The organism is Phenylobacterium kunshanense, assembly GCF_003254525.1.
GTDB classification, from domain to species: domain Bacteria; phylum Pseudomonadota; class Alphaproteobacteria; order Caulobacterales; family Caulobacteraceae; genus Phenylobacterium; species Phenylobacterium kunshanense.
This window is the reverse complement of sequence record NZ_QFYS01000006.1, coordinates 187,830-208,981: the sequence shown is the minus strand read 5'-3', so window position 1 is coordinate 208,981 and position 21,152 is coordinate 187,830. Positions and strand designations below refer to the sequence as shown.

Here is a 21,152-nt window from a genome sequence, read left to right as displayed (position 1 = left end):
ATCGCGTAGCATTTGCTAAGCACCTGGACGGGGGAAGACCGCACGTACCAGGCGCTTGCGTGCTTCTTGAGGGTGATAGTTCGAATGAGTGGTGGTGACCGCCTGCGGGTGGCCGTGGTCGGCAGCGGTGTCGCGGGCCTTTCGGCTGCCTGGCTCCTGGCGAAGCGACATGACGTGACCCTGTTCGAAGCCGATCCGCGCCTTGGCGGCCACGCGAACACCGCCGAGGCGCCGGGCCTGAACGGCCCCGTGCCGGTGGACACCGGCTTCATCGTCTACAACGAGGGCAACTATCCCAACTTCACGGCGCTGCTGGCGCATCTGGGCGTGCCCAGCGTGAACGCCGACATGTCGCTGAGCGTGTCGCTGGACGACGGCGACTTCGAATATTCCAGCTACGGCGCGCTCGGAGTCTTCGCGCAGAAGCGCAACCTGTTCTCGGCCCGGTTCTGGGGGATGCTGCGCGACATCACCCGCTTCTACCGGCGGGCGCCGAAGGACCTCGCGAGCCTCGACACCCCGATGACCTCGCTGGAGGACTATCTGGAGGCGAACGGCTACTGCCAGGCGTTCCGTGACGACCACCTGCTGCCGCAGGCGGCGGCGATCTGGTCGACGCCGCTGAAGGAGATCGGCCAGTACCCGGCCGCCTCCCTGATCCGCTTCTTCCTGAACCACGGGATGATGAGCATCTTCGGCCGCGGCCTGTGGCGCACCGTGCGCGGCGGGTCGAAGGCCTATGTGGAAAAGCTGCTGGCCGACTTCCCGGGCGAGCAGCGCAAGAGCGCCCGCGTGGCCGGGGTGAAGCGCGACGCCAACGGCGTGGAGCTGCGCCTGGCGGCGGGCGGCCGTGAGCGGTTCGATCAGGTCGTGATCGCCACCCACGGCGACACGGCGCTGTCGCTGCTGGAGGATCCGACGCCCGAGGAGCAACGGATCCTGGGCTGCTTCCGCTACAGCCGGAACCTCGTGGCGCTGCACACCGACACCTGCCTGATGCCCAAGCGCCGGCGGGCCTGGTCGAGCTGGAACCACATCGGCTATCGCGACAAGCCGGGCGAGGGGGCGGTCAGCTACTGGATGACCCGCCTGCAGAGCCTGAAGGACGCGCCGGACCTGTTCGTCACGCTGAACCCCAACAAGGAGATCGCGGCGGACAAGCTGATCCGGACCGAGATCTACGACCATCCGCTCTTCGACGGCGCGGCCATCGCCGCCCAGAAGGAGATCTGGGACCTGCAAGGCGTGCGGCGGACCTGGTTCTGCGGCTCGTACTTCGGCCACGGCTTCCACGAGGACGCGCTGCAGTCGGGCCTTGCGGTCGCCGAGCAGCTGGGCGGCGTCGAGCGGCCATGGACGGTGCCGGACCCCAACGGCCGGATCCACGTGCGCGAGCCGGCGCTATCGGAGGCGGCGGCCTAGATGCCGGCCTCCGGGATATATCCCGGGCTCGTCACCCACGCCCGGCTCAAACCCCGCGTCCACAAGCTGCGGTACCGCATCTTCATGCTTCTACTGGACCTGGACGAGCTGGAGACGCTCGACCGGGACCTGAAGCTGTTCTCGCGGGCCCGGTTCAACCTCGTCGGCTTCGATCCGCGCCGGCACGGCGACGGTTCGGACACCCCGCTGAAGGCGCAGGTGGAGGCCCAGCTCGCCGCCGCCGGGATCGCCCACGGCGGTCCGGTGCGGATGCTGGCCATGCCGCGGATCCTGGGCACGGGGTTCAATCCGCTGACGGTCTACTACTGTCACCGTCCTGACGGCGCGCTGAGCGCCATCCTCTACGAGGTGAACAACACCTTCGGCGAGCGGCACAGCTATCTCATCCCGGCCGACAACGCGCCGGTTGTGAAGCAGGCCTGCGAGAAGGGCTTCTATGTGTCGCCCTTCATGGACATGGACCTCTCGTATGCCTTCCGCATGCGGCCGCCGGGCGACGAGGTGCAGGTGTTCGTGGACGTGGACGACGCCGAGGGCCGGGTGCTGGCCGCCGGTTTCACCGGTCGCCGGCAGGACATGACCGACCGCAACCTCCTGAAGGCCTGGATTGCCCATCCCTGGATGACCCTAGGCGTGGTCGCCGCCATCCACTGGGAGGCGCTGTTCATCTGGCTGAAGGGCGAGAAGATTCGCCAGCGGCCGCCCAAGCCTGAGTGGTCGGTGACGGTGGTGACGCCGGCGACGGTGGCCGGCTGACGTTTCCTGCTCGGATACACGGCGCCGATCTCGCCGTGTGCGCGTTGGGGCGTTGCGTGCAATCAAGGCGCGGCCCACAGTCAGGCCTCACTGGCCGTGTGCATCCTTGGGGAGTCTGATGAACAGCCTGATCCGTCGAGTCTCGCGCCTGGCGCTTCTGCTGGTCGCGCCGCTGGTGCTGGCCGCCTGCGGCGTCAACACCATCCCGACCCAGGAAGAGCGGGCCAAGGCCCAGTGGGCCGAGGTGCAGAACCAGTATCAGCGACGGTCCGACCTGATCCCGAACCTGGTCGCGACCGTGAAGGGCTATGCGGCGCAGGAGTCCAGTGTCCTGATCGGCGTCTCCCAGGCGCGGGCCGGGGCGCTGCAGGTGCGGTCCGACGCGGGCATCACCCAGGACCCGGCGGCCTTCGCGCGCTACGCGGCGGCGCAGCAGCAACTGTCGCTCGCCATCGCCCCGCTGCGGGTGCTGCAGGAGCAATATCCGGACCTGAAGTCGAACGAGAATTTCATGGCGCTCCAGAGCCAGCTCGAGGGCACTGAGAACCGCATCGCGATCGCCCGGCGCGACTACAACGAGGCGGTCCGCGACTACAACACGACGCTGCGGACCTTCCCGCAGATCATCTGGGCGAAGACGGTGCACAGCGGGTCGAAGCCGATGCAGCTGTTCGAAGCCGCTGCCACGGCGCAGAGCGCGCCGACGGTCGACTTCGGCGCCCAACCGGCTGGCGCACAGCCCGCCGGCGCTGCGCCCGGATCGGCTCCGCCGAAGTGACGACAGCGGTCGCCCCGCGCGGCGGAGTCTGGCTGGCGCTCCTCCTGGGGCTCCTGCTGCCGGCGCTTGCGCTGGCGGCGCCGAAGTTCCCGCCGCTCACCGGGCGGGTGGTGGACGAGGCCAAACTGCTGTCCCCGGCCGCCGAGCAGCAGCTCACTGATGAACTGGCCGCGCTGGAACAGCAGACCGGCCACCAGGTGGTGGTCGCCACCCTGCCCACCCTGCAGGGCTATGAGATCGAAGACTACGGCTACCAGCTGCTGCGCACCTGGGGCATCGGCCGCAAGGATCAGGACGACGGGATCATCCTCATCGTCGCGCCCAACGAGCGGTCGGTGCGGATCGAGGTCGGCTACGGCCTGGAGCCGGTGATGACCGACGCCCTGTCGAGCCTGATTCTCCAGCGCGCCGTGCTGCCTGCGTTCAAGGCCGGCGACTACGAGAAGGGCGTCGTGGACGGAACCCGCGCCATCGTGCGTCAGATCGGCTTGCCCGAGGACCAGGCGAAGGCCGAGGTCGCCAAGGCCGAGGCCCAGCGCGCCGCGGCGGCCCGGGAGGCGGACGGCGGCGGGAGCATCATCCCGATCATCTTCGCCATTCTCGTGGTCTTCTGGGTCCTGAGCGGGGTGATGCGCGCCTTCGGCGGCGGCCGTCGGCGGGGGCGCGACAGCGGCCTCTGGTGGCTGCTGCCGCTGATCCTGTCGAACTCGGGCCGCGGCCACGGCGGCGGCGGGTGGAGCGGTGGCGGTGGCTTCGGCGGCGGAGGGTTTTCCGGTGGCGGCGGATCGGGAGGAGGCGGCGGCGCCTCGGGACGCTGGTGAGCGGCAAGCCCCTGCTTTCGGCGGATGACCTGGCCGCGATCGAAGCCGCCGTGCGGGCCGCCGAGGCGCGGACGTCGGGCGAGATCTACTGCGTCGTGGCGGAGGACAGCTCGGACTATCACGCCACCCCCGTGGCCTGGGCGGCCGGCGTCGCCCTGCTGGCGCCGGCGCTGCTGTTGCTGGGCGGCGTCGAAGTGACCGTGCCCGACATCAGCGCCTTCGGCGGCTGGAGCGCGGCGCAGGTGGAGGACATCGGTGAAGCCTCGGTCCGTGCGGCGCTGGTCGGCACACTGCTGCTGCAGGTGCTGCTGTTCGTCGCGACCCTGCTGATCGTGGCCATCGGCCCTGTCCGGCGAGCGCTCACCCCGCGCGGCCTGAAGCGCGAACGGGTGCGCCAGCGGGCGGAGGAACAGTTCCTCTCAAAGAACCTGCACGCCACCCGAGAGCGGACCGGTGTCCTGATCTATGTCTCGGCGGCGGAACATATGGCCGAGCTGATCGCCGACGAGGGCATCCACGCCGAGGCCGAGCCGGGCGTCTGGGACAAGGCCATGGCGGCGCTCACCAGCGGATTGCGGCGTGGCGAGCCGGCGGCGGGCTTCACCGCCGCCATCGCCCTGTGCGGTGAGGTGCTGGCGCAGAAGTTCCCGGCCCGGCCGGACGACAATCCGAACGAACTGTCGGACGCGGTGGTGGTGCTTCCGTCGACGTAGGCGGCGACGGCGCGACGAACATTGCCGTTCTGTCATTCACCCGCGCTTTGCCCCGCCCGGTCCGCGCGGTAGCATGACCGCACAAGGCGGAGACGACGGGCGATGGCCTATACCCTCAATGTGAACGGCAAGGCGCTGAGCGCCGACGTGGACGGCGATACGCCGCTGCTCTGGGTGTTGCGCGACACCCTGAACCTCGTGGGCACGAAGTACGGCTGCGGCGTCGCCGCCTGTGGCGCGTGCACGGTGCACATCGACGGCCAGCCGATGCGCTCGTGCCAGATCCCGGTGGAGAGCGTGGGTAAGGCGAAGGTCAGCACCATCGAGGGCATGGCCGCGAACCCGGTGGGGAAGAAAGTCCAGGCCGCCTGGACCGAGCTGGACGTGGCCCAGTGCGGCTATTGCCAGGCTGGCCAGATCATGAGCGCCACTGCGCTGCTTACGAAGACGCCGAAGCCGACGGACGAGCAGATCGACGAGGCCATGAACGGCAACATCTGCCGCTGCGCCACCTACGTCCGCATCCGCGCCGCCATCAAGCGCGCCTCCGGCCAGAAGGAGGCCTGAGCCATGACCTATCATGACAAGTCGCCGCCGGAGTCGGGCGCGAACCGCCGCGAGGTCTTGGTGTCGGTCGGCGCCGGCGGCCTGACCCTAGGCTTCGCCATGGCCGGCAAGGCGCACGCGCAGGACGACGCGCTGCGGCCACTGAACGCCTACGTCACCGTCGCGCCCAACGGCCAGGTGACCATCCTCGCCAAGAGCCCCGACGTGGGCCAGGGCGTGAAGACCATGCTGCCCATGCTGATCGCCGAGGAGCTCGACGTGGCGTGGGAGGACGTGCGGGTCGAGATGGCCCCGAACGATCCCAAGACCTACGGCCGCCAGTTCGCCGGCGGCAGCATGGCGACGCCCATGCACTGGGACGAGCTCCGCCGCGTGGGCGCGGTGGCGCGCGCCATGCTGATCCAGGCGGCGGCCACGGCGTGGAACTGTGGCCCTGGCGACTGCACGACCACGCCCGGCCATGTGGTGCACAAGCCTTCGGGCAAGAAGCGGACCTACGGCTCGCTCGCTCTTGCCTGCGCCAGCGTCACCCCGCCCGATCCAAAGACCGTGCCGCTGAAGGACGCCAAGGACTATCGCATCGTCGGCAAGCCGCAGCCGCAGTACGACACCGCCAAGATCGTGACGGGCCAGCCGCTGTTCGGCATCGACCAGCGCCGGCCGGGGATGCTGTACGCGACCTTCATCAAGGCCCCGGTGTTCGGCGCCAAGGTCGCCAGCGCGGACCTGGAAGCGGCCAAGGCCGTCAAGGGCGTGAAGGCCGCCTTCATCGTCGAGGGCGACCCGAACGCCTTCACGCCGGGTCCGGGCCAGATCGGCCAGGGGCTGATGCCCGGCGTGGCCGTGGTGGCCGACAGCTGGTGGGCCGCGCGCAAAGGGCGCGACCGCCTCAACGTCAAATGGGCCGACCATCCCAGCGCGGCGCAATCCAGCGCGGGCTTCGCCGCCAAGGCCAAGGAGCTGGCTGCCGGCAAAGGCGTGCGCCAGACGCGCAATGACGGCGACGTCGATGCGGCGCTGAAGGGGGCCGCCAAGACGGTGGAGGCAGCCTACGCCTATCCGTTCCTCAGCCACGCCAACCTCGAGCCGCAGAACTGCACCGCCGAATTCAAGGACGGCAAGCTGGAGGTGTGGGCGCCGACCCAGAACCCCGAGCCGGGCCGCCAGCTCTGCGCCAAGACGCTGGGGCTGAAGCCCGAGGACATCACGGTGCACATGGTCCGCGGCGGCGGTGGTTTCGGCCGCCGTCTGGCCAACGACTACATGGTCGAGGCCGCCTGGATCGCGCGCGAGGCGAAGGCCCCGGTAAAGCTGGTTTGGACGCGCGAAGACGACATGCAGCACGACCACTACCGTCCGGCGGGCTGGCACTTCCTGAAGGGCGGCGTGGACGCGCAGGGCAATCTGATCGCGCTGTCCGACCACTTCGTCACGCCCAGCCACGGTGAAGGCCCGGCGCCCAGCGCGGGCATGTCCGCCGCCGAGTTCCCGGCCCGCTTCGTGCCGAACGTCCGCTATGAAGTCTCGCCGATGCCGTTGGGCGTGCCCACCGGGCCGCTGCGGGCGCCGGGGTCCAACGCGCTGGCGTTCGTCTTCCAGTCGTTCATCGACGAGCTGGCACACGCGGCCGGCCAGGATCCCCTGGCGTTCCAGCTCAAGCTGCTGGGTGACAAGGACGTGGTCGGCGAGCCGCCGGCCGCCTTTGGCGCGGGCCGCATGCGCGGCGTGCTGAAGGCCGTGGGCGAGATGTCGGGCTGGGCGGATCGCGGCAAGCTGCCCAAGGGCGAAGGCATGGGCGTCGGCTGCTACTACAGCCATCTCGGCTATTTCGCCGAAGTCGCCCATGTGGCGGTCTCGCCCGACGGCGCGGTGAAGGTGAAGAAGGTCTGGGTCGCTGCGGATGTGGGACGTCAGATCATCAATCCGGCGGGCGCGCTCAACCAGGTGCAGGGTTCGGTGCTGGACGGCCTTTCCGAGGCGCTGCACCAGCAGATCACCATCGCGAACGGCGCCGCTGAGCAGAGCAACTTCACCGACTATCCGCTGATGCGGATCTCGGAGGCGTGCCCGGTTGAGGTGAAGTTCCTGAAGACGGACTTCAACCCGACCGGCCTGGGCGAGCCGGCCCTGCCGCCGGCGATCCCGGCGCTGACCAACGCCATCTTCGCGGCGACGGGCAAGCGGGTGCGGAGCCTGCCGATCACGCCGGATATGCTGAAGGCCTAAGCGCGTAGGGCGAAGGGAGAGGCGGAAACTCCTCGACCTTCGCTGCGGCCTTTGCATGATGCGTCCCAAACAAGTGTTTGAGGGGACGCCAGTGAAGACGCTTCTGATCGCGAACCGGGGCGAGATCGCGGTGCGCATCGCGCGGACGGCGGCCGAGATGGGCCTGTCGACCGTGGCCGTCTTCTCGGAAGACGACGCGGCGTCCCTGCACGTGCGCAAGACCGACCAGGCCGTGGCGCTGAAGGGCTCGGGGCCAGCGGCCTATCTCGACATCTCCCAGGTGGTGGCCGCGGCCAAGGCAGCGGGCGCCGACGCGGTGCATCCCGGCTACGGCTTCCTGGCCGAGAACGCGGCCTTCGCCCGCGCCTGCGCCGAGGCCGGCCTGATCTTCGTCGGTCCGACACCGGAAACGCTGGAGCTGTTCGGTGACAAAGGCCGCGCCCGGGCGCTGGCGCAGAGCTGCGGCGTGCCCGTGCTGTCCGGCACGGATGGGCCGACCACGCTCGACGAGGCAAAGGCGTTCCTGGCCGCGAACGGCGCGGTGATGGTCAAGGCCGTGGCCGGCGGCGGCGGACGGGGCATGCGGCCGGCGGCCACGATCGAGGAGCTGGAGGCGGCGTTCGCGCGATGTGCGTCGGAGGCGATGGCGGCGTTCGGCAACGGCGACCTCTACGTCGAGCGGTTCCTGCCGCACGCCCGGCACATCGAGGTGCAGATCGTCGGTGACGGGAGCGCTGTGAGCCACCTCTACGACCGCGAGTGCTCGCTTCAGCGCCAGCGCCAGAAGGTGGTGGAGATCGCGCCGGCCGACATGCTGCCGGCGGCCGTGCGCGAGCGGCTGTTCGCCCATGCCGTCGCCCTGGGCCGGGCCGCCGGCTACCGCGGCCTCTGCACGATCGAGTTCCTCGTGGATGGCGACGAGGCGGTGTTCATCGAGGGCAACGCCCGCCTGCAGGTGGAGCACACGGTCACCGAGGAGGTCACCGGCCTCGACCTCGTGCGGCTGCAGCTCCAGATCGCCGCCGGCCACACCCTGGCCGAGCTGGCGGTGACCCAGGATCGCATTCCGGAGCCGCGTGGCCATGCGGTGCAGGCGCGGGTGAACCTGGAGACGATGGCGGCGGACGGGTCGGCGAAACCGGCGGGCGGGACGCTGTCGGTGTTCGAGCCGCCGTCCGGACCCGGCGTGCGCGTCGACGGCTTCGGCTACGCCGGCTATCTCACGAGCGCCCGCTTCGACAGCCTGATGGCCAAGGTGATCGTCCATGCCGGCGCCGGCGGCCTCAGCCGCGCGGTGGCGAAGGCCTACCGGGCCCTGTCGGAGTTCCGCATCGAGGGCAGCCCGACCAATATCGCCTTCCTGCAGAACCTGCTGGCTCATCCCGCCGTGGCGGCCGGCGAGGTCCACACCCGCTTCATCGAGCAGCACATGTCCGAGCTCACCGGCGAGCCCGAGGCGCATCCGCGGCTCTATTTCGACGCCGCGGCGCGGGGCGAGACGTCGGGCGGCGCACGAGCCGAGCCGCAGGCGCCCGCCGGCACGACGGCGCTGCGTTCGCCGCTGCAGGGCACGGTCATCGGCCTCGCAGCGGAGGCGGGCGAGACGGTCCGCAAGGGCCAGGCGCTGGTGATCCTGGAAGCCATGAAGATGGAGCACGTCATCGCGGCCGAGGCCGCCGGCGTGGTCCGCGCCCTGGCGGTGGAGATCGGCGAGACCGTCTTCGAGGGAAACCCGCTGGCCTTCCTGGAGGTCGATGAGGCAGGCGCGACCGTGGACGACGCCGAGGCCGCCATCGACCTGGACCACATCCGGCCCGACCTAGCCGAGGTGATCGAGCGCCATCGGATCACCCTGGACGCGGCGCGGCCCGAGGCGGTGGCGCGGCGGCGCAAGACCGGCCAGCGGACCGCGCGGGAGAACCTGGACGACCTGTTCGATCCGGGCAGCTTCCAGGAGTACGGGGCCATGGCCATCGCCGCCCAGCGGCGGCGGCGTGAACTGGCCGACCTGCAGGTCAACACGCCCGCCGACGGCATTGTCACCGGCGTCGGTGAGGTGAACGGCCGGCTGTTCGACGAGGACAAGGCGCGGTGCGTGGGCCTCGCCTACGACTTCACCGTGCTGGCGGGGACGCAAGGCCATTTCAATCACAAGAAGACCGACCGGATCCTGGAATTCGCCGAGCACTGGAAGGCGCCGATCATCTGGTACACCGAGGGCGGCGGCGGCCGGCCCGGCGATGTGGACGGCGGCCAGCTCTCGGCCTCGTCGCTGGACACCACCAGCTTCACCACTTTCGCTCGACTGTCGGGCCTGGCGCCGAGGATCTCGATCAACTCGGGCCGCTGCTTCGCCGGCAACGCCATCTTCTTCGGCTGCGCGGACGTGACCATCGCCACCCGCTACTCGAACATCGGCCTGGGCGGTCCGGCGATGATCGAGGGCGGCGGCCTCGGCGTCTTCACGCCGGACGAGATCGGGCCGTCGGACGTCATGTACGCCAACGGCGCCATCGACGTGCTGGCCGAGGACGAGGCCGAGGCGACGGCTGCGGCCAAGCACATCCTGGGCATGTTCCAGGGCGCGGTGCGCGACTGGGATTGCGAGGACCAGCGGCGCCTTCGCCACCTGATCCCGGAGAACCGGGTACGGGCCTACGAGGTGCGCGAGGTGATCCGCACCCTGGCCGACACAGGGTCGTGGATCGAGCTGCGCGGCGGCTACGGCAAGGGGATGATCACCGGCTTCCTGCGGATCGAGGGCCGGCCGATGGGCCTGTTCGCCAACGACCCGCGCCACCTGGGCGGGGCGATCGACTCCGAGGGAGCGGAAAAGGCCGGGCGGTTCCTGCAGCTCTGCGACGCCTTCGACGTGCCGGTGCTGTCGCTGTGCGACACGCCAGGGTTCATGGTCGGCCCGGCCAGCGAGACGACCGCGGCGGTCCGGCGCGGCTCGCGCCTGATGGTCACCGCCACCAGCCTGACCGTGCCGCTGTTCACGGTGGTCCTGCGCAAGGGCTATGGCCTCGGGGCGCAGGCGATGTCGGGCGGCGACTTCTCGGCGCCGGCCATGACCATCGCCTGGCCGACCGCCGAGTTCGGGCCCATGGGCCTCGAGGGCGCCGTGCGGCTCGGCTACAAGAAGGAGCTGGACGCCCAGCCCGACGAGGCGGCGAAGAAGGCTCTGTTTGAGAAGCTGGTCGGCCGGATGTACGAGACCGGCAAGGCCCTCTCCGTGGCCTCGGTGGTGGAGATCGACGCGGTCATCGACCCCGCCGAAACGCGCGCCTGGCTTGTGCGAGGGCTCAAGGTCTGCCCCGTCCCGCCCCGGGCGCCGGGCAAGAAGCGGCCGTTCATCGACACCTGGTGACAGGTCTGACGCGGGGTCACCATTGCCAGCGCGGCCGCAGCGGGCAGGGTAGGGTCAACGGGAGGAACGAGAGATGGCGAACCTGAAGCGCTGGGTGCTGCGCAACCGGCCGGCGGGCGAGATCAAGCCGGGCGACCTGGAGCTGGTCGAGGAGCCGATCCGCGACCTGGCCGACGGCGAGGTGCTGGTGCGCACGCTGTACCTGTCGCTCGACCCGACCAACCGCATCTGGATGAGCGACCAGGACCAGTACATGCCGCCGGTGCAGATCGGCGAGACCATGCGCGGCGGCTCGCTGGGCGTGGTGGAACGGTCGCGCTCCGACCGGTTCAAGCAGGGCGACGTGGTCAACACCGGCCTCGGCGGCTGGAGCACCCACACGATCGCGAACGGGGCCTTCCTGATGCCCGCGCCGCAGCTGCCGGGCGTGCCGCTGACGGCCTATATGAGCGTGCTGGGCGCCACGGGCCTGACCGCCTGGTTCGGCATGTGCGACATCGGCAAGCCCCAGCCCGGAGAGACGGTGGTGGTCTCGGCCGCCGCGGGCGCGGTTGGCTCGGTGGCCGGGCAGATCGCGAAGCTCAAGGGCGCGCGGGTCATCGGCATCGCCGGCGGCAAGGCCAAGTGCGACTGGCTGACGGGCGAACTCGGGTTCGACGGGGCCATCGACTACAAGCACGAAGACGTCGGCGCGGCCCTGGACCGCCTGTGCCCGAACGGGATCGACGTGAACTTCGAGAACGTCGGCGGCGACATCATGGACGCCGTGGTCTCGCGGATGAACAACTTCGGCCGCATGCCGCTGTGCGGGATGATCTCGACCTACAACGACGACCGCCGACCCGCCGGGCCGACCGACTTCGTGCGGGTGCTGATGCACCGCCTGACCATCCGCGGCTTCATCGTCACGGATTTCCTGCCGCGGGCCGGGGAGGCGATGGCCGAGCTGATCCCCTGGGTCACCGAGGGCAAGCTGAAGTGGAAGGTTCACGTGGACCAGGGCCTGGAGGGCGCCATGGACTCTCTGCAGCGCCTGTTCACCGGCAATCACGACGGCAAGCTGCTGATCCAGGTTTCTCCTGAACCCTGACGCGACGTGACTGTTGCCACGCCGTCACGTCCAGATACCGTCGGTTCCAACAAGAACCGCTCGGGAGGAACAAGCGTGGCGGTCGTGGAAGGCGTAGGCGGCAGTATTCCCGCGAGTGATGGCGCCGTGGAGAGCGCAGCTCATGCGAAGCCACCCGGCGGGGTGAAGTTCTTCTACAGCGTCGGGCAGATCGTCGAGTCCGGCTATCTCGCCGTCAACGGCTTCATCTTCTTCTACTACACGGCCGTGCTGGGGCTGTCGGGCAGCATGGTCGGCGCCGCGCTGGCGATCAGCCTGGTGCTGGACGCGGTCGCCGATCCGCTGATCGGTTCGTGGTCCGACAGCGTCCGCTCGCGTTTCGGCCGCAGGCTTCCCGTGATGCTGATCGGGGCGCCGCTGACCATGGTCACCATGGGCCTGCTGTTCTCGCCGCCCGCCGGCCTGACGCCGTTCCTGCTGTTCCTCTGGCTGACCGTCACCAAGATGAGCGTCCGGGCTTTCGCCTCAGTCTACAACATCCCCTACTTCGCTCTGGCCGGGGAGATGAGCGACGACTACGCCGAGCGGGCGCGGATCGTCGCCTGGCGCCTGCTCGCCGGCGTGCTGGCGACGGTGCTCATCAATGCCCTGGCCTATTCCATTTTCTTCGCGGGCGAGGGCGGTCTGCAGCGGCCCGGGAACTACCCCAGCTTCGGCTGGGCGATCGCCGCCATCGTCCTGGCCGGCGGCCTGATCTGCTGCGCCGGCATCTGGCGCTATGCCGCACGGCTGCCCCAGCCCGTGCATGCGCCCGAGCCCATGGGGCGTCGGTTCCTGGGTGAACTGACGGAAATGGCCCGTAACCGCTCGTTCCGGATCCTTTTCCTGTCGATGCTGCTGTTCACGAGCGCGGCCGGTCTGCACAGCGCCCTGCAGAGCCACAACTACGTCTTCGTGTGGAAGCTACGACCCGAGACGATCCAGTACACGGTCTACGCCTACCTCTTCGGCATTCTCATCGGCATCCCGATGACGCCGGCGCTCCTGCGGGGAATGGAGAAGAAGGCGGTGGTGGTGATGGGGCTCGCCGCAATCGTCGTGGCCTACACGGTGCTGCCCGTGCTGCGCGTGGCCGAGGTGTTCACCCTGACCGGCGTTGAGGCCCTGCCCTGGCTGTGCGCCACCACCTTCTTCGTGGGGATCGCATCGGGACTCATCTTCATCGCCTATCCGTCGATGATGTCAGACGCCGCCGACGAGCACGAACAGCTCTTCGGCGTCCGGCGCGAGGGCCTGTTCTTCTCGGGGCTCGGGTTCGCCGGCAAGGCCGCGGCGGGGGTAGGTACGCTGGTTGGCGGATTCGCGCTTGATCTGCTGCGTTTCCCCCGCGACCTGGGCCGGCAGGTGGACGCGGTCGTGGCCGAAGACGTCCTCAAGGGGCTCGTGATTGGCTGGGGGCCGCTGCCAGCGGCGCTGTGCATCCTGGGCGCCCTGATTTTCGCGCCCTACGCGATCACGCGCGCGCGTCATGAGCAGATCGTCGCCAATCTCCGCGCCAAGCGCGCGGCGCAGGCGGCGCCGGGCCTGGGGCCGTGAGCACCGTCAGTGGGGGACGTAGCTCCGGAGCACGTCCTCGATGATCCGCTCCAACTGCTCGATGGTGCCGCACTGCTTGGCCACGTGGCAGAAGCGGGCATAGCGGTTCATGACGCTGTCGCCCTGGCCCCAGTAGCTCTCGGGCTCGGGGTTCAGCCAGATCACCGCCCGCGAGCGGTCGTGGATCTGCTTCATGATGTCGAGGCGCGGGTCGGCGAAGTTCGAGCGGCCGTCGCCCAGGAAGATCACCGTGGTCCGGCGGTCCAGGCTGTCGAGGTGCTGGTCGGCGAAGTCCTGCAGCGAACGGCCGTAGTCGGTCTGCTGGAAGCCGATCTCCTGGAGCACCTTGAAGATCGCCTGCTCGACGCCGTGGTCGTCGAGGATGTCGTTCACGCTGATCATCCGGCCTGAGAAGGCGAAGGCCTCCATCCGGTCGACGACCTCATTCAGAGAGTAGAGGAAGGTCAGCAGGAACTGGGCGGCGGCGGCGACCGACTTGGAGACGTCGCAGATCGCCACGATCGACGGCTTGTCGATCTTTTTGGTCTTGAACTCGATGTCGAACGGCACGCCGCCATAGGCCAGCGACTTGCGCAGGGTCTTGCGGACGTCGAGGTGGCCCTTGTTGGCCACGTGGCGGCGGCGCGAGTACTTGGCGGCCAGCCGCTTGGCCATCTTCCGCACCAGCCCCTGCATGAGCTGATAGTCGACCGGATCGACCCCGCCGTCGGCGTTGAGCTGCTTGCGGGCCAGGCGCTCCTCGCGCAGGGCCTGGGCCGAGCCGGCGGCATAGAGCTCGTGCTGGCGGGCGACGTAGAGCTGCGCCTGTTCGAACAGGTTGCGGCGCGCGCCTTCCAGGCGCTCGGCCAGGCCCTCGCCCTTGCCGTCGGGCATCCGGCGGGCGTTGGCGATGATCCGCTCGATTTCCTCCAGGCCCATCTCCTCCAGCAGGCGGCGGGTCATGCGGCTGCGCTGGGTGGTCAGGCGAATCTCGGCGACGCCGGCGCGGGTGGCGGCCTGCTCCATCGCCTGCTGGACCTGGTTGGCGTCGCCCTCCAGTACGGCCTTGGCGAGGGCGCTGTCGGCCACCTGGGCTCGGTCCTCATCCGAGAGTTCCTGATGGCCCTCCTCGGGAGGCGGCTGGAGCTGGACCGCGTCGCGGGCGAAGAAGGTCTCGAACACCTGGTCGAAGCGCCCGACCTCGTCCTCGGATTTCGCCAGGGCCGAGCACAGGCCGTCCCTGAACAGCTCGCGGTCGGCATAGCCGGTGATCGCCACCGCCCGCGAGGCGTCGATCGCCTCGGCCGGCGAGACGCGGACGTCCGCGGCGCGGAGGGCGCGGAAGAACTCCTCGAGGGTGTGCTGCATCATGGCCGCGCCACCTCAGCGCTTGTGCAGCAGCTCGACCACCTGGGGCTCGACGGCGGCGATGTCCTGCTCGAACTTGAGGATGACGTTCAGGGTGTCGCGGACCACGTCGGCGCCCAGGCTGTCGGCGTGCAGCAGCACGAGGGCGCGGGCCCAGTCCACGGTCTCGGAGATCGAGGGCGCCTTGCGCAGGTCCATGGTGCGCAGGGACTGGACGAAGGCCACCAGCTCCCGGGTCAGCTTGGCCTCGATGCCCGGCACGCGGCTGGCGACGATCCGCTCCTCCAGCGCCGCCTCGGGCAGCGGGATATGCAGGTGCAGGCAGCGGCGCTTCAGGGCGTCGCCCAGGTCGCGGACATTGTTCGAGGTCAGGAACACCAGCGGCGGCGTCTTGGCCTTCAGCACGCCCAGCTCGGGCACCGAGACCTGGTAGGCCGACAGCACCTCCAGCAGGAAGGCCTCGAAGGCCTCGTCCGACTTGTCGATCTCGTCGATCAGCAGGACGCAGCCGTCGTCTTCCTTCAGGGCGCGCATCAGCGGGCGCGGCTCGAGGAACGGCTCGGAATAGAAGAGGTCGCCCATGCCGTGCAGGCGGACCATGGCCTCGTCCATGTCGGCGGCGTCGGCCAGCGCCTCGCCCATCCGGTCCTTGAGGATCTGGGTGTAGAGGAGCTGCTTGCCGTACTTCCACTCGTACAGCGCCTTTGACTCGTCGAGGCCCTCGTAGCACTGCATCCGGATCAAGGGCAGGCCGAGCAGTTTGGCGGTTGAGAGCGCCAGTTCGGTCTTGCCGACGCCGGCCGAGCCCTCGACCAGAATCGGCTTCTCCAGCTTGACCGCCATGTAGAGCGCCGTGGCGATGCGGCGGGAGGCGATGTAGCCGACGCTGGCCAGGCCCTCGATCAGGGCCTCGACCGAGGACATCGGGTCGGCGGGCGCATTCGCCGCCGTCTGGGAAATGGTCAAAGTCTCAGGCTTTCGAAATCGAACGATGAAAGCCCGATTGTGCCGCGCGGGACGGCGCGGTGCAAACAGGTGTTTGAGTTTTCGGTTGGCGAGGCAGCCGCCCCCTCCGCGTGGAAGGCTGGAGGGGGCGACGCAGCCTAGACGTCGAACGTCACGCCCTGGGCGAGCGGCAGGGTCTTGCCGTAGTTCAGGGTGTTGGTGGCCCGGCGCATGTAGGCCTTCCAGGAGTCGGAGCCCGCCTCGCGGCCGCCGCCCGTCTCCTTCTCCCCGCCGAACGCCCCGCCGATCTCGGCGCCCGAGGGGCCGATGTTGACGTTGGCGATGCCGCAGTCCGACCCGCGCGCCGAGATGAAGAGCTCGGCCTCGCGCATGTCATTGGTGAAGATCGACGAGGACAGGCCCTGGGGCACGTCGTTCTGCAGGGCGATGGCGTCCGCCAGGTCGCGATACTTCATCACGTAGAGGATCGGGGCGAAGGTCTCGCGCTTCACCACGTCGGCCTGAGAGGCCATCTCCACGAGCGCCGGGCGGGCGTAGAAGGCCTCGCCCATCTCGACGCGCTCGCCGCCGGTGACGGCGCCGCCCGCGGCCTTGGCGTCGGCCAGGGCCTTCTGCATCAGCTCGAAACCTTGCGCGTCGATCAGCGGGCCGACCAGCGTGCCGGCCTCGCGCGGATCGCCCACCTTCACCGAGCCGTAGGCGGCCTTCAGGCGCGGCAGGAAGGCGTCATAGACGCTCTCGTGTACGAACAGGCGGCGCAGGGTGGTGCAGCGCTGGCCGGCGGTGCCCATGGCGGCGAAGGCGACCCCGCGCAAGGCGAGGTCGAGGTCGGCCGAGGGCGCGATGATCGCGGCGTTGTTGCCGCCCAGTTCCAGCAGGGCGCGGGCGAAGCGTTGCGCGAGCCGCGGGCCGACGGCGCGGCCCATGGCGGTGGAGCCGGTGGCGCTGACCAGCGGGACCTTGGGATGGTCGACCAGGGCCTCGCCGACCTCGCGGCCGCCGATCACCACCGACGACAGGCCGGCGGGAACGTCGCCGAACTTCGCGCAGGCGCGCTCGAACAGGGCCTGCACCGCCAGCGCGGTCAGCGGGGTCTTCTCGGACGGCTTCCAGACGCAGGCGTCGCCGCAGACGAAGGCGAGGGCCGAGTTCCACGACCACACGGCCACGGGGAAGTTGAAGGCCGAGATGATGCCGACCACGCCCAGCGGGTGCCAGGTCTCCATCATCCGGTGGTCCGGGCGCTCGGTGGCGAGCGTCAGGCCGAAGAGCTGCCGGGAGAGGCCGACCGCGTAGTCGCAGATGTCGATCATCTCCTGGACCTCGCCCAGGGACTCCGAAGTCACCTTGCCGGCCTCCAGGGTCACGAGGGCGCCGAGATCGGCCTTGGCCGCGCGCAGCTCCTCGCCGAACAGGCGCACCAGCTCGCCGCGGCGGGGCGCCGGGACGTTGCGCCAGGCCAGGAAGGCGCCGTGGGCCGCCTCGATGGCGGCGTTCACCTGGGCTACGCTGGCGTCATGGACCTGGGCCATGACCTCGCCGGTCACGGGCGAGCGGACGGGGCGGTTCCCGCCGGTCCAGAGGGACTCGGTAACGCCCAGGCGGCCGAGGACGGCGGCGGCTTCCGCCGCGGCGGAGGTGATCTTGGATTGCACGGTCATGGTCTACTCGGCGGCGGCGCGAAAGGACACCTCTTCCGGCGCGTAGTAGCGCCCGAAGCGGTTGGCGAGGAAGGCGTCCAGCGGAATGTCTTCCTGGCGGATGAAGCCCGTCGCCGGCAGCGAGCCGTCGGCCAGCATGTCGAGCACCGCGCAGATGGCGCCGGCGGTGGTGATCTGGATGGCGCTCTTCACCTCGCCGCCGATCTCCTGGGCGTAGACCTTGTTGACGTAGGTCTCCTGCATCAGGCGGCCCTCCTTCATCCCCGAGACGGTGACGAAGACGATGACCACGTCCTGCATGGTGGCGGGGACGGAGTTCTCAAGGATGTCCTTCAGGACGTCGCGGCGGTTGCGCAGGTTCAGGTCGTTGAGCAGCGCCTTGATGATCGCCGCGTGGCCGGGATAGCGGATGGTCTTGTAGTTCAGGTTCCGCACCTGGCCGTCGAGGGTGTGGCAGAGGGTGCCCAGGCCGCCCGAGGTGTTGAAGGCCTCGTAGGTCACGCCGTCCAGGGCGAACTCCTCGCGCTCCTCCATGGCCGGCGTCTCGCGCAGCTTGCCGTTCACGATGGCCTCGCACGGCTCGCAGTACTCGTTGATCACGCCGTCGGTGGACCAGGTGAGGTTGTAGTTCAGCGCGTTCGACGGATAGCGCGGCAGGGCGCCGACGCGCAGGCGCACGTCATGCAGTTCGTCGAAGTGCTTGATCAGGTCCCACGCGGCGATGGTGATGAAGCCGGGGGCCAGGCCGCACTGAGGGATGAAGGCGGTTTTGGAATCGGCGGCGAGCTCGCGGACCACGCGGCTGGAGGCGACGTCCTCGGTCAGGTCGAGGTAGTGGGCGCCGGCGGCCTTGGCGGCGCGGGCCACGGCGGTGGTCAGGTGGAACGGCGCGCAGTTCACGGCGGCGAAGCAGCCTTTGATGCGGGCGGCCAGGGCCTGGTCGTCGTCGATGGCCATGGCGGCGGTCTCGACGTGCGCGCGGCCGTCGAAGTGCTTCAGCGCGGCGGCCGACTGGTCGACCAGCAGGACCTCATAGGCGCCCGAGCCGACCAGCAGGTCGACAACCGTGGATCCGATCTTACCCGCGCCGACGACGGCGACCTTGCGCATCATGTGAAGCTCCTCCGAATTGCGAGCCAGAATCGGCGGGGCCGGCGCCGCTTTCAACTGGCGCTTGGTCGGAATGCTGCGCTAATCTGGGCGGATCGCCGGACCTATTGTGCGGAACGCCGAAAATGGACGACCTGGACGAACATCTGCTGGCCCGCCTGCGCGACAACGCCCGCGCCCCGGTGGCCGAACTGGCGCGCGCGCTCGGCCTCTCGCGCACCACGGTGCAGAGCCGCCTGGCCCGGCTGGAGCGCTCGGGGATCATCGCCGGCTATGCGGTGAAGGTGGCGCCGGCCTACGAGGCGGGCCGGGTCCATGCCTTCGTCATGCTCACCGTCGAGCCCAAGCAGGCGGCGGCGGTGAACGCCGCTCTGAAGCGGATGCCGGGCGTCCGTCGGCTGCAGTCGGTGAGCGGGCCGTTCGACATGATCGCCACGGTGGAGGCCGCCGGCGTCGCCGAGATGGACGCCGTCATCGACGAGATCGGCGCGGTCAAGGGCGTGGAACGGACCAACACCTCGCTGGTGCTGTCGACCAAGTTCGACCGCTGACTATCCGTCCCGATCGCGGAAAGGCCCTCGCGCCGCCGCGTCGTACCGCGCCCACATCGGCGTGCAGTCCACCACCTGGCGCTCGGCCATCGCGCGGTCGATGGCCATCACGGTGAGGCCTGCCTCCATGGAATCGTACGGGGTCACCGGGAAGGCGGCGCGGCCCTCCAGGGCGGCCAGCAGGTCCCGCGCCATGGCCTGGTCGGCGCCGTTGTGGGCGTCGGCGGTGCGCTCACCGTAGTCGATCCGGTCCGGCTTGCCGCGGAACAGGGCCCTGCGGACCATCAGGCGGTTGCGCACCAGGTCGGCGATCAGCGTCCCCTCGGTCCCGGCCACGTACCAGCGTCGTTCGGTGAGCGAGGTGTGGCTGTTGGCGTGGAACGACAGGCGCACGTCGTTGGCGTACTCCACCAGCGCCACCTGGTGATCGGCGACGTCCATGTCCGAGGCGAAGGCGTCCTCCGCGCCGGACCAGCCGGCCTCGCGCAGGGCGTAGGCGGCCGAGCCATCCTCGTAGGCGCGGGGTGGGTCCTTTCGGTCCGGGGTGAAGATCCGCCGGCCGCCGAAGCTGGCCACCCGCTCGGGCCGGGCCCCGACGATGCGGCCGAAGATGTCGAAGTCGTGGACCACCTTGTCGAGGAAGTACGAGCCGCCCCAGGCCTGCCGCCGCCGCCAGTTGCGGGCCAGGTAGCCGCCGTGCTCGGGCGGCAGATGCTCGGTGGCGTCGATGGAGATCACCTCGCCCAGGTCGCCGGCGTCCACGCGCGCCAGCACGTCGCGCACGATGGGCAGGGAGCGCATCACCAGCCCGACGTACACCGGTGGCGCGGTCCGGTCGGCGAGCCGGCGCGCCAGCACCTCGGTCTCGTCCTCGGTCCGAACGATCGGCTTTTCGGCGAAGATGGGCGCACCCGTCTCCATCGCCGCCAGCAGGTGCTCAAGGTGCAAGTGGTTCGGGGCGCCCAGCATCAGCAGGTCGTAGGGGCCGCGCGCGAAAAGCTCGGCCGGATCGGCGCAGGCGCGGCCCATGGAGACGCCCGCCGCGGCCAGGATCGGCGCGCCGACGGGCGCCGGGTCGACATAGGCGTCGAGGCGGAGATTCCAGCCGACCTCCTGCATGGCCGCGATCACGTGCGCGATCCGCTGCCCCAGCCCGATCACCCCGATCCGATACGTCATGGCGCCCGCCCTCCCGGCGGCCATGTGATCAGCTTCGGGCGGACCGCGCCAGCCGCAGGCGATTGTGCACGTCGGTGGCCGCGATTGCGCCCTCCCCGCAGGCGGTGGAAATCTGGTTGAGGCCGCGGACCACGTCGCCGGCGGCGTAGAGGCCCGGCACCGAGGTCTCCTGGTGGTCCCCGACCACGAGCCTGCCGCTGCTGTCGAGCTTTGCGCCGGCGTCCTCGGCCAGCCGGACGCGCGGCGTGACGCCGAGGGCCGAATAGACGGAGTCGAACGACCGGGATTCCCCCGCGCCGAGGTCGAAGGCGACGATGCGCCGCCGCTCGATTCGGACGGCCCGGATAGCGCTGCGGACGACCTCCACGCCGGCGCTCTTCAGCTTGCGGACCGTGGCCGGCGGCAGGGGCGCCTCGCCCACATGGAGGAACGCGACCTGGTCCGACCAGGTGCGCAGGAAGATGGCCTCCTGGGCGCCATGGTCGTCGCGGCCGATGACGCCCACGCTCTTGCCGACCACCTCGTAGCCGTCGCAGATCGGGCAGATGCGCACCAGGCCCCGGAAGACGCCTTCCTCCAGACCGGGGATCGGGGGGGCGTTGTCTTGCACGCCGGTGGCGAGGATCACCGTCGCCGCCGAGAATTCGCCCGCGCCGGTGGCCAGCCGGAAGCCGTCCCGGACCTTCCGTAGAGATTGCGCGCTGCCGCGCACGATCTCAGCGCCATAGGCCTCGGCCTGTCGTCGCATCCGCCCCAGCAACGTCCGGCCTCCCACGCCGTCCGGAAATCCGGGATGGTTCCGCGTGCGCGGAATCCAGCCGGCCCGGCTTTCTCCGGTCTCGATCACCCTGAAGCGGCGCCGGAAGCGGGCGAGGTAGATCGCGGCGGTCAGTCCCGCCGGGCCGGCGCCGATAATGATGCAGTCGAGGTCCGTCGGATGGTCCATGGCCGCCACAACGCGCAAGGCCAAGCTCGGTT

Annotated in this window: 17 protein-coding genes; 11 read left to right on the top strand and 6 right to left on the bottom strand. The window is 69.8% G+C overall.

The genetic code is table 11. The annotated features are described in order from the left end of the window. Window positions 1-84 precede the first annotated feature (84 nt). The 10 genes from DJ019_RS21225 (at window position 85) to DJ019_RS14500 (ending at window position 13,339) form a co-directional block, all read left to right on the top strand. Window positions 85-1,422 carry an NAD(P)/FAD-dependent oxidoreductase gene (locus DJ019_RS21225; RefSeq protein ID WP_111276767.1) on the top strand — a complete coding sequence of 446 codons (1,338 nt, stop codon included), beginning with the start codon at window positions 85-87 and terminating at the stop codon, window positions 1,420-1,422. After that, entirely contained in the window at window positions 1,423-2,199 is a 777-nt protein-coding gene (locus DJ019_RS21220; RefSeq protein ID WP_111276766.1) for a DUF1365 domain-containing protein, read from the top strand. Window positions 2,200-2,317: 118 nt separating this feature from the next. Beyond that, a complete protein-coding gene (locus tag DJ019_RS14535; protein WP_111276765.1) occupies window positions 2,318-2,977 on the top strand; it encodes a LemA family protein in 660 nt (219 codons plus the stop codon). Beyond that, the gene (locus tag DJ019_RS14530) at window positions 2,974-3,798 is read left to right on the top strand and encodes a TPM domain-containing protein (protein WP_205854173.1); all 825 of its coding nucleotides are present in this window, start codon (window positions 2,974-2,976) and stop codon (window positions 3,796-3,798) included. The genes DJ019_RS14535 and DJ019_RS14530 overlap by 4 nt, the downstream gene beginning before the upstream one ends. Then, window positions 3,795-4,511: a TPM domain-containing protein gene (locus DJ019_RS14525; RefSeq protein WP_240606490.1), complete on the top strand. Its 717-nt coding sequence runs from the start codon at window positions 3,795-3,797 to the stop codon at window positions 4,509-4,511. Before DJ019_RS14530 ends, DJ019_RS14525 begins: the two co-directional genes overlap by 4 nt. Before the next feature lie 102 nt (window positions 4,512-4,613). Next, a complete protein-coding gene (locus DJ019_RS14520; RefSeq protein ID WP_111276764.1) occupies window positions 4,614-5,078 on the top strand; it encodes a (2Fe-2S)-binding protein in 465 nt (154 codons plus the stop codon). Window positions 5,079-5,081: 3 nt separating this feature from the next. After that, window positions 5,082-7,304 carry a xanthine dehydrogenase family protein molybdopterin-binding subunit gene (locus DJ019_RS14515; RefSeq protein WP_111276763.1) on the top strand — a complete coding sequence of 741 codons (2,223 nt, stop codon included), beginning with the start codon at window positions 5,082-5,084 and terminating at the stop codon, window positions 7,302-7,304. A 91-nt stretch (window positions 7,305-7,395) separates the two neighbouring features. After that, complete coding sequence (locus tag DJ019_RS14510) at window positions 7,396-10,674, top strand: carboxyl transferase domain-containing protein (RefSeq protein ID WP_338066094.1); 3,279 nt, start codon at window positions 7,396-7,398, stop codon at window positions 10,672-10,674. A 73-nt stretch (window positions 10,675-10,747) separates the two neighbouring features. Beyond that, complete coding sequence (locus tag DJ019_RS14505; RefSeq protein WP_111276762.1) at window positions 10,748-11,764, top strand: NADP-dependent oxidoreductase; 1,017 nt, start codon at window positions 10,748-10,750, stop codon at window positions 11,762-11,764. 126 nt (window positions 11,765-11,890) lie between these two features. Further along, window positions 11,891-13,339, top strand: a complete 1,449-nt coding sequence (locus tag DJ019_RS14500; RefSeq protein ID WP_205854172.1) for an MFS transporter — start codon at window positions 11,891-11,893, stop codon at window positions 13,337-13,339. A gap of 6 nt (window positions 13,340-13,345) precedes the next feature. Here DJ019_RS14500 and DJ019_RS14495 read toward each other — a convergent pair whose 3' ends face one another. The 4 genes from DJ019_RS14495 to DJ019_RS14480 form a co-directional block, all read right to left on the bottom strand. Continuing rightward, window positions 13,346-14,710, bottom strand: a complete 1,365-nt coding sequence (locus tag DJ019_RS14495) for a vWA domain-containing protein (protein ID WP_111276760.1) — start codon at window positions 14,708-14,710, stop codon at window positions 13,346-13,348. A 12-nt stretch (window positions 14,711-14,722) separates the two neighbouring features. After that, complete coding sequence (locus DJ019_RS14490; RefSeq protein WP_111276759.1) at window positions 14,723-15,673, bottom strand: AAA family ATPase; 951 nt, start codon at window positions 15,671-15,673, stop codon at window positions 14,723-14,725. Window positions 15,674-15,810: 137 nt separating this feature from the next. Next, window positions 15,811-17,334, bottom strand: a complete 1,524-nt coding sequence (amaB, locus tag DJ019_RS14485) for an L-piperidine-6-carboxylate dehydrogenase (RefSeq protein WP_111276758.1) — start codon at window positions 17,332-17,334, stop codon at window positions 15,811-15,813. A gap of 3 nt (window positions 17,335-17,337) precedes the next feature. Further along, complete coding sequence (locus DJ019_RS14480) at window positions 17,338-18,447, bottom strand: saccharopine dehydrogenase family protein (RefSeq protein WP_240606489.1); 1,110 nt, start codon at window positions 18,445-18,447, stop codon at window positions 17,338-17,340. A gap of 122 nt (window positions 18,448-18,569) precedes the next feature. On the opposite strand from DJ019_RS14480, the gene DJ019_RS14475 reads away from it, so the two are divergent. Beyond that, complete coding sequence (locus tag DJ019_RS14475) at window positions 18,570-18,995, top strand: Lrp/AsnC family transcriptional regulator (RefSeq protein ID WP_111276757.1); 426 nt, start codon at window positions 18,570-18,572, stop codon at window positions 18,993-18,995. Here DJ019_RS14475 and DJ019_RS14470 read toward each other — a convergent pair whose 3' ends face one another. After that, window positions 18,996-20,174, bottom strand: coding sequence for a Gfo/Idh/MocA family protein (locus DJ019_RS14470; RefSeq protein WP_165844021.1), 1,179 nt, complete (start codon window positions 20,172-20,174; stop codon window positions 18,996-18,998). 28 nt (window positions 20,175-20,202) lie between these two features. Then, entirely contained in the window at window positions 20,203-21,144 is a 942-nt protein-coding gene (locus tag DJ019_RS14465; protein ID WP_240606488.1) for an NAD(P)/FAD-dependent oxidoreductase, read from the bottom strand. Window positions 21,145-21,152 lie beyond the last annotated feature (8 nt).

Excerpts from the sequence above, each read along its gene's own strand:
- DJ019_RS21225 (WP_111276767.1), top strand. The coding sequence starts at position 85 with ATGAGTGGTGGTGACCGCCTGCGGGTGGCCGTGGTCGGCAGCGGTGTC.
- DJ019_RS21220 (WP_111276766.1), top strand. The coding sequence starts at position 1,423 with ATGCCGGCCTCCGGGATATATCCCGGGCTCGTCACCCACGCCCGGCTC.
- DJ019_RS14535 (WP_111276765.1), top strand. The coding sequence starts at position 2,318 with ATGAACAGCCTGATCCGTCGAGTCTCGCGCCTGGCGCTTCTGCTGGTC.
- DJ019_RS14520 (WP_111276764.1), top strand. The coding sequence starts at position 4,614 with ATGGCCTATACCCTCAATGTGAACGGCAAGGCGCTGAGCGCCGACGTG.
- DJ019_RS14515 (WP_111276763.1), top strand. The coding sequence starts at position 5,082 with ATGACCTATCATGACAAGTCGCCGCCGGAGTCGGGCGCGAACCGCCGC.
- DJ019_RS14505 (WP_111276762.1), top strand. The coding sequence starts at position 10,748 with ATGGCGAACCTGAAGCGCTGGGTGCTGCGCAACCGGCCGGCGGGCGAG.
- DJ019_RS14495 (WP_111276760.1), bottom strand. The coding sequence starts at position 14,710 with ATGATGCAGCACACCCTCGAGGAGTTCTTCCGCGCCCTCCGCGCCGCG.
- amaB (WP_111276758.1), bottom strand. The coding sequence starts at position 17,334 with ATGACCGTGCAATCCAAGATCACCTCCGCCGCGGCGGAAGCCGCCGCC.
- DJ019_RS14480 (WP_240606489.1), bottom strand. The coding sequence starts at position 18,447 with ATGATGCGCAAGGTCGCCGTCGTCGGCGCGGGTAAGATCGGATCCACG.
- DJ019_RS14475 (WP_111276757.1), top strand. The coding sequence starts at position 18,570 with ATGGACGACCTGGACGAACATCTGCTGGCCCGCCTGCGCGACAACGCC.
- DJ019_RS14470 (WP_165844021.1), bottom strand. The coding sequence starts at position 20,174 with ATGACGTATCGGATCGGGGTGATCGGGCTGGGGCAGCGGATCGCGCAC.